General features: G+C 67.8%; 11 protein-coding genes. 4 read left to right on the top strand and 7 right to left on the bottom strand.

Features of this window, described 5'->3' with window-relative positions; all coding sequences use genetic code 11:
* Nucleotides 1–13 precede the first annotated feature (13 nt).
* The 7 genes from otnI to AC3IFE_RS13015 all read right to left on the bottom strand — a co-directional run bounded on the left by otnI (nucleotide 14) and on the right by AC3IFE_RS13015 (nucleotide 7,185).
* A complete protein-coding gene (gene otnI, locus AC3IFE_RS12985; RefSeq protein ID WP_089470467.1) occupies nucleotides 14–793 on the bottom strand; it encodes a 2-oxo-tetronate isomerase in 780 nt (259 codons plus the stop codon).
* Between the two features lie 75 nt (nucleotides 794–868).
* Nucleotides 869–2,194 (bottom strand): MFS transporter, encoded by a 1,326-nt coding sequence (locus AC3IFE_RS12990; protein ID WP_301739616.1) that lies wholly within the window; start codon nucleotides 2,192–2,194, stop codon nucleotides 869–871.
* A gap of 122 nt (nucleotides 2,195–2,316) precedes the next feature.
* Nucleotides 2,317–2,955 carry a 3-oxo-tetronate 4-phosphate decarboxylase gene (otnC, locus tag AC3IFE_RS12995; protein ID WP_489190768.1) on the bottom strand — a complete coding sequence of 213 codons (639 nt, stop codon included), beginning with the start codon at nucleotides 2,953–2,955 and terminating at the stop codon, nucleotides 2,317–2,319.
* A complete protein-coding gene (gene otnK / locus AC3IFE_RS13000; RefSeq protein WP_301739615.1) occupies nucleotides 2,952–4,250 on the bottom strand; it encodes a 3-oxo-tetronate kinase in 1,299 nt (432 codons plus the stop codon). Before otnK ends, otnC begins: the two co-directional genes overlap by 4 nt.
* A gap of 19 nt (nucleotides 4,251–4,269) precedes the next feature.
* Nucleotides 4,270–5,160, bottom strand: a complete 891-nt coding sequence (gene ltnD, locus AC3IFE_RS13005) for an L-threonate dehydrogenase (RefSeq protein ID WP_489190769.1) — start codon at nucleotides 5,158–5,160, stop codon at nucleotides 4,270–4,272.
* A 58-nt stretch (nucleotides 5,161–5,218) separates the two neighbouring features.
* Nucleotides 5,219–5,923: a FadR/GntR family transcriptional regulator gene (locus AC3IFE_RS13010; protein WP_089470462.1), complete on the bottom strand. Its 705-nt coding sequence runs from the start codon at nucleotides 5,921–5,923 to the stop codon at nucleotides 5,219–5,221.
* Nucleotides 5,924–6,111: 188 nt separating this feature from the next.
* Nucleotides 6,112–7,185 carry a GlxA family transcriptional regulator gene (locus tag AC3IFE_RS13015; RefSeq protein ID WP_489190770.1) on the bottom strand — a complete coding sequence of 358 codons (1,074 nt, stop codon included), beginning with the start codon at nucleotides 7,183–7,185 and terminating at the stop codon, nucleotides 6,112–6,114.
* A 286-nt stretch (nucleotides 7,186–7,471) separates the two neighbouring features.
* Between AC3IFE_RS13015 and AC3IFE_RS13020 the strand changes: the two genes are divergently transcribed.
* From AC3IFE_RS13020 to AC3IFE_RS13035, 4 genes are all read left to right on the top strand, one after another.
* Entirely contained in the window at nucleotides 7,472–8,857 is a 1,386-nt protein-coding gene (locus AC3IFE_RS13020; RefSeq protein WP_089470461.1) for an L-serine ammonia-lyase, read from the top strand.
* 14 nt (nucleotides 8,858–8,871) lie between these two features.
* Nucleotides 8,872–10,116: a sarcosine oxidase subunit beta family protein gene (locus tag AC3IFE_RS13025; protein WP_006480591.1), complete on the top strand. Its 1,245-nt coding sequence runs from the start codon at nucleotides 8,872–8,874 to the stop codon at nucleotides 10,114–10,116.
* Nucleotides 10,117–10,138: 22 nt separating this feature from the next.
* On the top strand, nucleotides 10,139–10,453 hold the full coding sequence (locus AC3IFE_RS13030) for a sarcosine oxidase subunit delta (RefSeq protein WP_027808690.1): 315 nt from the start codon (nucleotides 10,139–10,141) through the stop codon (nucleotides 10,451–10,453).
* Nucleotides 10,450–12,806: 2Fe-2S iron-sulfur cluster-binding protein (locus tag AC3IFE_RS13035; protein WP_489190771.1), on the top strand; the 2,357-nt coding region annotated here is incomplete at its 3' end. The genes AC3IFE_RS13030 and AC3IFE_RS13035, both read left to right, overlap by 4 nt.

Consider the following 12,806-nt stretch of genomic DNA (forward strand, 5'->3'; position numbering starts at 1 on the left):
AGGAATGCTTGAATCACAGCAGGTACGGCTTGATCCAGCCGAGGCCTTCCGACGTGCCGGCCTTCGGTCGATACTCGCAGCCGATCCAGCCGTCGTAGCCGAGCGCGTCGATCACCGAGAACAGGTACGGGTAGTTGAGTTCGCCGACGTCCGGTTCGTGGCGTTCCGGCACGCCCGCGATCTGGATGTGGCCGATGCCCGCGAAATCGCGCTCGAGCTTCATCGCGAGATCGCCTTCGACGATCTGGCAGTGGTAGCAGTCGAACTGCACCTTCAGGTTCGGCGCGCCGACTTCCGCGCGGATCGCCTGCGCGTCGTCCTGGCGGCTCAGGAAATAGCCGGGCATGTCGCGCGGGTTGATCGGCTCGATCAGGATCGTGACGCCCTGCGCGGCGGCGGCCTGCGCCGCGTGACGCAGGTTCGCCAGATACGTGTCGCGATGGCGCGCGCGATCGGCGGCCGGCGGCACCATGCCGGCCATCACGTGCAGCTTCCTGTTGCCGATCACGCGCGCATAGTCGAGCGCCTGGTCGATGCCGCGGCGGAATTCGTCCTCGCGGCCCGGCAGCGATGCGATGCCGCGTTCGCCCGCGGCCCAATCGCCCGGCGGCGCGTTGAACAGCGCCTGTTCGAGGCCGTGCGCGTCGAGGCGCGCGCGGATGTCCTCGGCGGCGAAGTCGTACGGGAACAGGTATTCGACGGCCTTGAAGCCGTCGTGGGCGGCAGCGGCGAAGCGGTCGAGAAACGCATGCTCGGTGTACATCATCGAGAGGTTGGCGGCGAAGCGTGGCATGGCGGCGGGTCCTGTGAATGAATGGGGCGGGGCGCCGAGCGCCCCGCGTCGAACGATGAATCGGCCTGCGGCGGATCAGCGGTTCACGAGTTTGGCCGGCGTGAACCACACGGCGATCGCGCCGAGCACCAGCATCGCCGCGAGCACGTACATGCCGGACGCGGTGCTGTGCGTGGCGTCCTTCAGGTAGCCGATCACGTACGGGCTCGCGAAACCGGCGAGGTTGCCGACCGAGTTGATGATCGCGATCCCGGCCGCGGCCGCGGAGCCCGCGAGGAACGCGGTCGGCAGCGACCAGAACAGCGGTGCGCAGGTCAGCACGCCGCCCGCGGCGAGCGACAGGAACACGATCGACACCGCCGTATTGTGCGAGTACGACGCGGCGACCGCAAACCCGACCGCGCCCATCAGCGCCGGCACGATCAGGTGCCAGCGGCGTTCGCGGCGCTTGTCCGCGCTGTGGCCGAACAGGTTCATCACGACGATCGCGACGACGAATGGAATCGCCGACAGCAGGCCGATCTGCAGCGTGTCGGTGATGCCGGTCGATTTGACGAGCGTCGGCATCCAGAACGTGAGCCCGTACTGGCCGGTGACGAACGCGAAGTAGATCAGCGACATCCACCACATGCGCGGGTCCGAAAACACGGCCTTCAGCGAATGGCCGTGCTTCTGCTGTTCCTGCGGCTGCGCGGCGATCTCGTCTTCGAGCAACTGCTTCTCGCGCTCGTCGAGCCACTTCGCACCGCGGATGCTGTTGTCGAGATACAGGATCGTCGCGATGCCGACGAGCACGGCCGGCACGGCTTCGATCATGAACATCCATTGCCAGCCGTGGAAGCCCGAGCCGCCGTGGAAGCGCTCCATGATCCAGCCCGACAGCGGGTTGCCGAAGATGCCCGACACCGGAATCGCGGACATGAACACCGCGATGATCTTCGCGCGGCGATGCGACGGGAACCAGTACGTGAGGTACAGGATCACGCCCGGATAGAAGCCGGCTTCCGCGAGGCCGAGCAGGAAGCGCAGCACGTAGAACTGCGTGGGCGTCTGCACGAACGCGAACAGCGCGGAAAGCAGGCCCCACGTGATCATGATCCGCGCGATCCAGATGCGTGCGCCGATGCGGTGCATCAGCAGGTTGCTTGGCAGTTCGAACAGAAAGTAGCCCAGAAAGAAAATTCCCGCGCCGAGGCCGAATACGGTTTCGCTGAACGCGAGATCCTGCGACATCTGCAGCTTGGCGAAGCCGACGTTCACGCGGTCGAGATACGCGACCACGTAGCAGAGCATCAGGAACGGCACGATGCGCCAGAACACTTTCTTGTAGGTGCGGTCGAGTTCGCCCGATCGGGCGGCCGCGGCGGGCGAGCGGCTTGCGGCCGCGTCGAGAGCAGTCATCGTCGTCTCCAATGATGTTATGTGCCGGCGGCGCGTACGCCGCCGGTCGTGTGTGTGCTGACGGAAAGGCCCGCGCACACGGCGGGCAGGGAAAGCGGTGCGTCGATCCGTGCCGCGGCGCGCTACCAGCGCGCGCCGAAGCTCTGGCGCAGTTCGTCGAGCGCCGTGTCGGACAGCGGTTCCGGCTTCGGCTGAGTCATCAACCACAGCCGCGCGGTTTCCTCGAGTTCCTCGAGCGCATACGACGCGTGCGATACCGACGGTCCCCACATCACGGGGCCGAGGCGATCGAGCAGCACGCCGCGCACCCGGTCGGCCAGCGCCGCGACTTCGGCCGCGACGGCCGGGTCGCCGGGGCGGCGGTAACGGATCAGCGGAATGTGGCCGACCTTCATCACGTAGTACGGCGTGATCGGCGGCAGCACGTCGGTGTCGCGCCATACGCCGGCAAGCGTCAACGCGACGAGATGCGTCGAATGCGTGTGGACGACGCCATGCGCCGCCGCGTTGCGCGCGTAGATGCCGCGATGCAGCGCGAGCGTCTTCGACGGCTTGCCGCCCGATACGGGCTCGCCATCCGAGCCGACCTTCGCGATGTCGTTCGGGTCGAGCCGGCCGAGGCACGCGTCGGTCGGCGTGATCAGCCAGCCGTCGTTCAGGCGCGCGCTGATGTTGCCGGCGCTGCCGACCGCATGGCCGCGCGCATACAGGCTCGCGCCCACCACGCAGATCTCTTCGCGCAGTTTTGCTTCGTCGCTCATCGTGCGGCTCCGTCCAGCGCGCGCAGCGCCTTGTCGAAAAATTCGGTGGTGCCGAAGTTGCCGGATTTCAACGCGAGGCCGAGCGGCTGTGCGTCGATGGTGGCCGTGGCCGGCACGCCCGGGTCGATCTGCGCGCCGATCTGCAGCGACTTCACGTCGAGCGCCTGCACGACCGCGCCGGACGTCTCGCCGCCCGCGACCACGAACTTGCGCACGCCGAGTTCGCGCAGCCCGCGGGCGATCGCCGCGAGCGTGCTTTCGACGAGATGGCCGGCCGCGTCGACGCCGAGCGCCTGCTGCACGGCCTTCACTTCGTCGGGCGCTGCCGTTGCGTAGATCAGCACGGGTTGCGGCAGGTGCGAGCGCGCGAAGGCGAGCGCCTGTTCGACGACGGGCTCGCCGCGCGAGGCCGCGAGCGGATCGATGCGGAAGCTCGGCCGCGTCGCGCGCCACGCGGCGACCTGCGCGTTGGTGGCTTTCGATGCGCTGCCGGCGAGCACGGCCGACAGCCCTTCGATGCGCGGCAGCGACGCCGCGTTGTCGCGCTCGGGCAACTGCGCCGCGCGGCGGAAATTCGCGGGCAAGCCGAGCGCGATGCCCGAGCCGCCGGTGACGAGCGGCAGGCCCGCGCACGCTTCGCCGAGTACGTAGAGGTCGCTGTCCGACAGCGCATCGGCGATCGCGAAGCGTGCGCCTTCCGCGCGCAACTGGTCGATCCGCGCCCGCACGGCGGCCGCGCCGAGCGCGATCGTGTCGTAGCGGAGCAGGCCGACCGGCGACTTCGTTTGCCGTTGCAGCACGCGCACGAGGTTCGCGTCCTTCATCGGCGTGAGCGGGTGATGCTCCATCCCCGATTCGTTCAGCAGCACGTCGCCGACGAACAGGTGGCCGCGGTAGATCGTGCGGCCGTTCTCCGGGAACGCCGGGCACGCGATCGTGAAGCCGCCGCCGGCCGCATCGAGCAGCGCGTCGGCCACCGGACCGATGTTGCCCGCGTCGGTCGAATCGAACGTCGAGCAGTACTTGAAGAAGAACTGGCGGCACCCTTGCGCGCACAACCATTCATACGCGGCGAGCGATTGCGCGACGGCGTCGGCGGCGGGAATCGTGCGCGACTTCAGCGCGACGACGATCGCGTCGGCATCGACGATCGTGTCGGCTGCGCCGTCGGCGGGCACGCCGATCGTCTGCACGGTGCGCATGCCGCTCTTCACGAGCATGTTCGCGAGATCGGTCGCGCCGGTGAAATCGTCGGCGATGCAGCCGAGCAGGGGACGGGAAGCGGAGGCAGTCATGGCGGGCACGTCGTTCGAATCAGCGGGCGGGCGGCAGCGTGATGCCGGGGAAAGTCTTGATCACGGCGGAATCGTCCTCGCCGCCGTGGCCGGCGCTCGACGCGCTCATGAACATCTGGTGCGCGGTGGCCGACAGCGGCAGCGGGAATTTGCTGCGGCGCGCGGTGTCGAGGACGAGGCCGAGATCCTTCACGAAGATGTCGACGGCCGACAGCGGCGTGTAGTCGCCGTTCAGGATGTGCGGCACGCGGTTCTCGAACATCCACGAATTGCCCGCGCTGTGCGTGATCACGTCGTACAGCGCGTCGGCATCGACACCTTCGCGCAGGCCCAGCGCCATCGCTTCGGCGGCCGCCGCGATGTGCACGCCGGCCAGCAGCTGGTTGATGATCTTCACTTTCGAGCCGACGCCGTGCGCGTCGCCGAGGCGGTACACCTTGCCGGCGATCGCGGCGAGCACGTCCTCGCAGCCCGCATAGGCGGCGGCCGGGCCCGACGTCATCATCGTCATCTCGCCGGAGGCCGCGCGCGCGGCGCCGCCGGACACGGGCGCGTCGAGCATCTGCAGGCCCGCCGCTTCGATGCGCGCGCCGAGCGCGACCGCGAATTCGGGCGCGACGGTCGCGCTCGCGATCACGACGCCGCCCGGCTTCATCGCCGCGACCGCACCGTGTTCGCCGAACAGCACCGTTTCCGTTTGCGCGGCATTGACGACGAGCGTGACGACGACGTCGCACTGCGCGCCGAGTTCGGCCGGCGTCGCGCAGGCGATGCCGCCTTCGGCGGCGAACGCCTGCAGCACGGTGTCGCGCACGTCGCATGCGTGAACGCGGAGGCCGGCGCGCAGCAGCGACCGTGCGACGCCGAGGCCCATCGCGCCGAGGCCGATGACTCCAACATTTCTTGACATGGTCAACCTTGATCGATTCGGGAGAGGTTCCGGACAAAGGCGGCGGGTGCCGCCGGATTCAGCAGATGCCGGCTTCCGCGAGACGGCGCGCCGCGTTGTACATGTGCGTGCGTGCCGCGTTGCGGGCGGCCATCGGGTCGCGTGCGCGGATCGCGTCGGCGATCGCCGCGTGTTCGTCGCGCACCTGCCGCGAGAAATCCTCGCGCGTCGCTTCGTTGCTGCGCGTGACCTTCACGCCGGCTTCGAGGTACTGGTTCAGGAACTGCAGCGTCTTCAGGAAATACGGGTTGCCGGTAACGGCCGCGATCGTGCGGTGGAACGCGACGTCTTCCGCGACGCCGTCGCGCCCTTCGGCCACCGCTTCTTCGATCTTGCGCAGCGCGTCGTCGATGTCGGCCATGTCGTCGTCGGTGTGGTGCAGCGCGGCTTCGGCCGCGACTTCCGCCTCGATCGCGCGGCGCACCGCGAGCAGGTGCGGCAGCGAACTCGCCTCGACGGCTTCCGCGTAGTCGATCCGCAGCGGCCGGATCGCGCCGTGCTGGTTCACGAACACGCCGCTGCCCTGGCGCGGCTCGACCACGCCTTCGTTCTTCAGCCGCGAGATCGCCTCGCGGATCACGGTGCGGCTCACGCCGAATTCCTGCGCGAGCACGGCCTCGGTCGGCAGCTTGCCGGTGGCCGAGAAGCTGCCCGCTTCGATCTGTTTGAGCAGTTGCTGCGCGACGTGGTCGCTCATCGCACGGGCGGGAATTTTCTCGAACATGATGCTCTGGTTTGTAAGGTGATGTGGTCATCATACAAATTAGAGCGGGCATCAGCATCCGGGATAACCCTTGTTGAAGAAGATCAACGTCGGCTAAATTGACTGAAACCGGTTCCAAAAGAATCGAAGCCGACGCAAGCGTGCGTCGTTCTGCAATCGATTAGGGAGGGCGCGGGCCGCCGGGCCCGTCAGTCGGCGATGTCCTCGACCGGGTCGGCCGACGCATCGGGCATCGCGGCCACGTCGGCCACGTCGCCGCCGCGCTCGCGATACGTCGCCGGCGGCACGCCGAACTGCTTGCGGAATTCGCGCCCGAGGTGCGACGCATCGGCGAACCCGCAGCTCGACGCGATATCGGCGACCGTGCGGTCCGAGCTCGTCAGCAGCCACGCGGCCGTGCGCAGCCGCACCTGTTTCGCGAAGGCCTGCGGGCTCTTGCCGGTCTCGGCCTTGAACAGCCGCTCGAGCTGCCGCGTCGACAGGTCGAGCTTGCACGCGAGTTCCTCGAGCGGCAGCGCACGCCCCACGTGCTGTTCCATCAGAAGAATCGCGCGCTTGACCTTCGGGTGCGTCGCCGGTTCGAGCCCCGGCGGATGCGGCTGCGGCGCATTGCCTTTCTGCATCTCGCCGACGAGCAGGATGCGCAGCGCCTTCTGCACGGTCGCGTGATCGAAATGGCGCAGCAGGATCGCGGCGGCGACGTCGATCGACGCGCGGCCGCCCGAGCACGTGATCCGGCGCCGGTCGATCACGAACAGCCGGTCGGCGATCAGCAGGTCGGGATCGGCGGACGGAAAGCGCTCGATGAAATCCCAGTAATGGAACCAGCTCACGCAGGTGCGGTAGCCGTCGAGCACGCCGGCGCGCATCAGCGTGAACACGCCGGTGCAGATGCCGACGACCGTCGCGCCGCCCGTCGCCGCGCGGCGGATGACCTCGAGCGTTTCAGGGCCGGCCTGCGGCCCCGAATGCAGCAGCCCGCCGACCACCACCACGTAGTCGAACGGCTCGGCCGCGTCGAACGTCTCCCACGGCGTGATCTGGATCCCGCAGCTCGCGCGCACCGGCGCGAGCGTCTCGCCGATCACGCTCCACGCGCAGCGCACGGGCTTGCTGTAGTCGCCGTCGTCGGCCGACAGCCGCAGCATGTCGACGAAGCCGGAGAAGGCCGTCAGCGTGAAGTTCGGCAGCAGCACGATGCCGAAGCGGATGCGCCGCGGCGCGGGTTCTGCGAGGGGGGAAGCGGGTACGTCGGGGGTCATCGCGGCCAATCTCGTCACGCCGGGCAGGCGGTCTCACTCGTTTCACACTGTTTGCGGGTTGCGGCTGCCGGAGGCGGCGCGGATGCAGCCAGCGTCGCCGATCGGCCGCGGCCGGACTTGTGGTTTTTCGTCGCGAACCATCGCCAAAACGCACTTTCGGGCCGGCCGGCACGGCGCTTGGCGGCGGTATCCCACGCCGATGCCGTTTTTGTTCTATCGGCCGATTTTACGCTTTGATGTACTGGGGCCCAACGACATTTCACGCATGCAACCCAAAGGAAGCCAGATGAACGTCAGCGCGTTCGACCTGTTCAAGATCGGCATCGGCCCGTCCAGTTCGCATACGGTCGGCCCGATGATCGCCGCGTGCCGCTTCGCGTCGCACGTCGAGGACGCGAACCTGCTCGGCTTCGTGCGCCGCGTGCGGGTCGAGCTGTACGGCTCGCTCGGCGCGACCGGCAAGGGCCACGGCACCGACAAGGCCGTGCTGCTCGGCCTCGAGGGCCACCTGCCGGACACGATCGATCCCGACCTGATCGAGCCGCGCCTCGCCGCGATCCGCGCGGAGAAGACGCTGTCGCTGCTCGGCAAGCAGACGGTGCGCTTCGACGAGAAGGAACACATCGGCTTCTATCGCAAGCTGATGAGCGGCACGAGCATCGTGCACCCGAACGGGATGCGCTTCCAGGCATTCGACGAGCACGGCCAGTTGCTGGTCGAGAAAGAGTATTACTCGGTCGGCGGCGGCTTCGTCGTGAACCGCGACGGCGATCGTGTGAACGGCGTGCGTGCGGCGGTCGAGGTGCCGTATCCGTTCCGCACCGGCGACGACCTGATGCGCCAGTGCCGCGAGCACGGGTTGTCGATCGCCGAGCTGATGCTGCGCAACGAATGCGCGCTGCGCCCCGCCGACGAAGTGCGCGCCGGGCTGCTCGCGATCTGGCGCACGATGGCCGCCTGCGTCGAGCGCGGCTGCAAGGTCGAGGGCGACCTGCCGGGGCCGATGCGCGTGAAGCGCCGCGCGGCCGAGATGAACAGCAGCCTGCGCGCGCGTTCGGAAGAGTCGCTGCGCGACCCGCTGTCGATGCTCGACTGGGTCAACCTGTATGCGATGGCCGTGAACGAAGAGAACGCGGCCGGCGGCCGGGTCGTTACCGCGCCGACCAACGGCGCGGCCGGCGTGATCCCCGCGGTGCTGCACTACTACGTGAAGTTCGTGCCGGGCTCGAACGAAGCCGGCATCGTCGAATTCCTGCTGACGGCCGCGGCGATCGGGATCATCTACAAGGAAACCGCGTCGATCTCCGGCGCGGAAGTCGGCTGCCAGGGCGAAGTGGGCGTCGCGTGCTCGATGGCCGCCGCCGCGCTCGCCGCGGTGATGGGCGGCACGCCCGACCAGGTCGAGAACGCGGCCGAGATCGGCATGGAGCACAACCTCGGGATGACCTGCGATCCCGTTGGCGGCCTCGTGCAGATCCCGTGCATCGAGCGCAACGCGATGGGCGCGATCAAGGCGCTGAACGCGTCGCGCATGGCGCTCAAGGGCAACGGCCAGCACTACGTATCGCTCGATTCCGTGATCAAGACGATGCGCGAAACCGGCGCCGACATGAAGACGAAATACAAGGAAACGTCGCGCGGCGGCCTCGCCGTGAACGTCATCGAATGCTAACGAAGGATCCAAACATGAGCCGCTACTCGATATTCAGCCTGTTCCGCAACGGCCTCTCGTATCACGAGAACTGGGAAAAGCAGTGGAAGAGCCCGGAGCCGAAGAAGGAATACGACGTCGTGATCGTCGGCGGCGGCGGCCACGGCCTCGCGACCGCGTACTACCTCGCGAAGGAGCACGGGATCACGAACGTCGCGATCCTCGAGAAGGGCTGGATCGGCGGCGGCAACACCGCGCGCAACACGACGATCGTGCGCTCGAACTATCTGTGGGACGAATCGGCCGCGCTGTACGAGAAGGCGATGAAGCTGTGGGAAGGGCTGTCGCAGGATCTCAACTACAACGTGATGTTCAGCCAGCGCGGCGTGATGAACCTCGCGCACACGCTGCAGGACGTGCGCGACACCGAGCGGCGCGTGAACGCGAACCGGCTGAACGGCGTCGACGCCGAATTCCTGACGCCCGCGCAGATCAAGGAAATCGAGCCGACGATCAACCTGAACAGCCGCTATCCGGTGCTCGGCGCGTCGATCCAGCGCCGTGCGGGCGTCGCACGCCACGACGCGGTGGCCTGGGGCTTCGCGCGCGGCGCGGACCGCGCCGGCGTCGACATCATCCAGAACTGCCAGGTGACGGGCATTCGCCGCGAAGGCGGCGCGGTGGTCGGCGTCGATACGGTGAAGGGCTTCATCAAGGCGAAGAAGGTCGCGGTGGTCGCGGCCGGCAACACGACGACGCTCGCCGACATGGCCGGCGTGCGTCTGCCGATCGAAAGCCACCCGCTGCAGGCGCTGGTGTCCGAGCCGATCAAGCCGGTCGTCAACTCGGTGATCATGTCGAACGCGGTCCACGCGTACATCAGCCAGTCCGACAAGGGCGACCTCGTGATCGGCGCCGGTATCGACCAGTACACGGGCTTCGGCCAGCGCGGCAGCTTCCACATCATCGAAAGCACGCTGCAGGCGATCGTCGAGATGTTCCCGGTGTTCTCGCGCGTGCGGATGAACCGCCAGTGGGGCGGCATCGTCGACGTGTCGCCGGACGCGTGCCCGATCATCACCAAGACCGACGTGAAGGGCCTGTACTTCAACTGCGGCTGGGGCACCGGCGGCTTCAAGGCGACACCCGGCTCGGGCTGGGTGTTCGCGCACACGATCGCCCGCGACGAACCGCATCCGCTGAACGCGCCGTTCGCACTCGACCGTTTCTACACGGGCCACCTGATCGACGAGCACGGCGCAGCCGCCGTCGCGCACTAACCGCACTGAAGGAGAAAGAAACATGTTGCTGATCGAATGTCCGTGGTGCGGGCCGCGCGCCGAATCCGAGTTCACGTGCGGCGGTGAAGCCGACATCGTGCGCCCGGTGGCGAACGAGACGATGACCGACCGCGAATGGGGCGAATACGTGTTCATGCGCGAGAACAAGCGCGGGCTGCACAAGGAGCAATGGCTGCATACGCAGGGTTGCCGCCGCTGGTTCAAGGTCACGCGCGACACGGTGACCTACGATATCAAAGGCTACGAAAAGTTCGGCGGGGCCGCCAACCAGGGCGCCGCTGCCGGCAACGCACACGAAGAGGGCACGAGCAAATGAGCCAGAAAGACCGCCTCGGCACCGGTGGCCGCATCAATCGCGCGATTCCGCTGACGTTCACGTTCAACGGCCGCACGTATCAGGGCTTCCAGGGCGATACGCTCGCGTCCGCGTTGCTCGCGAACGGCGTGCACTTCGTCGCGCGCAGCTTCAAGTACCACCGCCCGCGCGGGATCGTGACGGCCGACGTCGCGGAACCGAACGCCGTCGTGCAGCTCGAGACCGGCCCGTACACGGTGCCGAACGCGCGTGCGACCGAGATCGAGCTGTACCAGGGCCTCGTCGCGACGAGCGTGAACGCGGAGCCGACGCTCGAGAACGACAAGTACGCGATCAACCAGAAGTTCTCGCGCTTCATGCCGGCCGGGTTCTACTACAAGACCTTCATGTGGCCGCGCAACATGTGGCCGAAGTACGAAGAGAAGATCCGCGAAGCGGCCGGCCTCGGCAAGGCGCCCGAGGTGCTCGACGCCGATCGCTACGACAAGTGCTACGCGCACTGCGACGTGCTCGTGGTCGGCGGTGGCCCGTCGGGCCTCGCCGCCGCGCATGCGGCCGCCACGGCCGGCGCGCGCGTGATCCTCGTCGACGACCAGCGCGAACTCGGCGGCAGCCTGCTGTCGTGCCGCGCGGAGATCGACGCGAAGCCCGCGCTGCAATGGGTCGAGAAGATCGAGGCCGAGCTGCGCAAGCTGCCCGACGTGACGATCCTGTCGCGCAGCACCGCGTTCGGCTATCAGGACCACAACCTCGTGACGGTCACGCAGCGCCTGACCGATCATCTGCCGGTATCGATGCGCAAGGGCACGCGCGAGCTGCTGTGGAAGGTCCGCGCGAAGCGCGTGATCCTCGCGACCGGCGCGCACGAGCGGCCGATCGTGTTCGGCAACAACGACCTGCCGGGCGTGATGCTGGCGGGCGCGGTGTCGACCTACGTGCATCGCTTCGGCGTGATGCCGGGCCGCAACGTGGTCGTGTTCACGAACAACGACCGCGCATACCAGACCGCGCTCGACCTGAAGGCGTGCGGCGCGAAGGTGACGGTCGTCGATTCGCGCGCGTCGTCGAACGGCGCGCTGCCGGCGGCGACCAAGCGGCAGGGCGTGACGGTGATGAGCGGTGCGGTTGTCACGGCCGCTTCGGGCAAGTGGCGCGTATCGTCGGTCGACGTCGCGTCCTACTCGAACGGCCAGACCGGCGGCAAGCTGCAGACGCTCCCGTGTGACCTCGTCGCGATGTCGGGCGGCTTCAGCCCGGTGCTGCACCTGTTCGCGCAGTCGGGCGGCAAGGCGTGCTGGAACGACGAGAAGGCGTGTTTCCTGCCCGGCAAGCCCGTGCAGGCCGAAGCGAGCATCGGCGCGGCGGCCGGCGAATTCGGGCTCGCCCGTGCGCTGCGCCTCGCGGTCGATGCGGGCGTGGAAGCGGCGAAGGCGGCCGGCTTCACGGCCGCGCAGCGCCCGGTCGCGCCGCAGGTCGCCGAAGCCGTCGAAGGTGCATTGCAGCCGTTGTGGCTCGTCGGCAGCCGTGAAGCCGCGGCGCGCGGGCCGAAGCAGTTCGTCGATTTCCAGAACGACGTCGCGGCGGCCGACATCCTGCTCGCCGCGCGCGAAGGCTTCGAATCGGTCGAGCACGTGAAGCGCTATACGGCGATGGGCTTCGGCACCGATCAAGGCAAGCTCGGCAACATCAACGGGATGGCGATCCTCGCGGGCGCGCTCGGCAAGACGATTCCGGAAACGGGCACGACGACGTTCCGCCCGAACTACACGCCCGTGTCGTTCGGCACGTTCGCGGGCCGCGAGACGGGCGATTTCCTCGACCCGATCCGCAAGACGGCCGTGCACGAATGGCACGTCGAGCACGGCGCGATGTTCGAGGACGTCGGCAACTGGAAGCGGCCGTGGTATTTCCCGAAGAACGGCGAGGATCTCCATGCGGCGGTGAAGCGCGAGTGTCTCGCGGTGCGTAACAGCGTCGGCATTCTCGACGCGTCGACGCTCGGCAAGATCGACATCCAGGGCCCGGACGCGGTGAAGCTGCTGAACTGGATGTACACGAACCCGTGGAACAAGCTCGAAGTGGGCAAGTGCCGCTACGGGCTGATGCTCGACGAAAACGGGATGGTGTTCGACGACGGCGTGACCGTGCGCCTCGCCGACCAGCATTTCATGATGACGACCACCACCGGCGGCGCGGCGCGCGTGCTGACGTGGCTCGAACGCTGGCTGCAGACCGAATGGCCCGACATGAAGGTGCGGCTCGCGTCCGTCACCGATCACTGGGCGACGTTCGCGGTGGTCGGCCCGAAGAGCCGCAAGGTCGTGCAGAAGGTGTGCCAGGACATCGACTTCGG

The sequence above is a fragment of the Burkholderia sp. APQ4-4ca genome, assembly GCF_057837105.1.

Bases quoted from the DNA above. Each gene is read 5' to 3' on its own strand.
- otnI (WP_089470467.1), bottom strand. From the start codon at position 793: ATGCCACGCTTCGCCGCCAACCTCTCGATGATGTACACCGAGCATGCG.
- AC3IFE_RS12990 (WP_301739616.1), bottom strand. From the start codon at position 2,194: ATGACTGCTCTCGACGCGGCCGCAAGCCGCTCGCCCGCCGCGGCCGCC.
- otnC (WP_489190768.1), bottom strand. From the start codon at position 2,955: ATGAGCGACGAAGCAAAACTGCGCGAAGAGATCTGCGTGGTGGGCGCG.
- otnK (WP_301739615.1), bottom strand. From the start codon at position 4,250: ATGACTGCCTCCGCTTCCCGTCCCCTGCTCGGCTGCATCGCCGACGAT.
- ltnD (WP_489190769.1), bottom strand. From the start codon at position 5,160: ATGTCAAGAAATGTTGGAGTCATCGGCCTCGGCGCGATGGGCCTCGGC.
- AC3IFE_RS13010 (WP_089470462.1), bottom strand. From the start codon at position 5,923: ATGTTCGAGAAAATTCCCGCCCGTGCGATGAGCGACCACGTCGCGCAG.
- AC3IFE_RS13015 (WP_489190770.1), bottom strand. From the start codon at position 7,185: ATGACCCCCGACGTACCCGCTTCCCCCCTCGCAGAACCCGCGCCGCGG.
- AC3IFE_RS13020 (WP_089470461.1), top strand. From the start codon at position 7,472: ATGAACGTCAGCGCGTTCGACCTGTTCAAGATCGGCATCGGCCCGTCC.
- AC3IFE_RS13025 (WP_006480591.1), top strand. From the start codon at position 8,872: ATGAGCCGCTACTCGATATTCAGCCTGTTCCGCAACGGCCTCTCGTAT.
- AC3IFE_RS13030 (WP_027808690.1), top strand. From the start codon at position 10,139: ATGTTGCTGATCGAATGTCCGTGGTGCGGGCCGCGCGCCGAATCCGAG.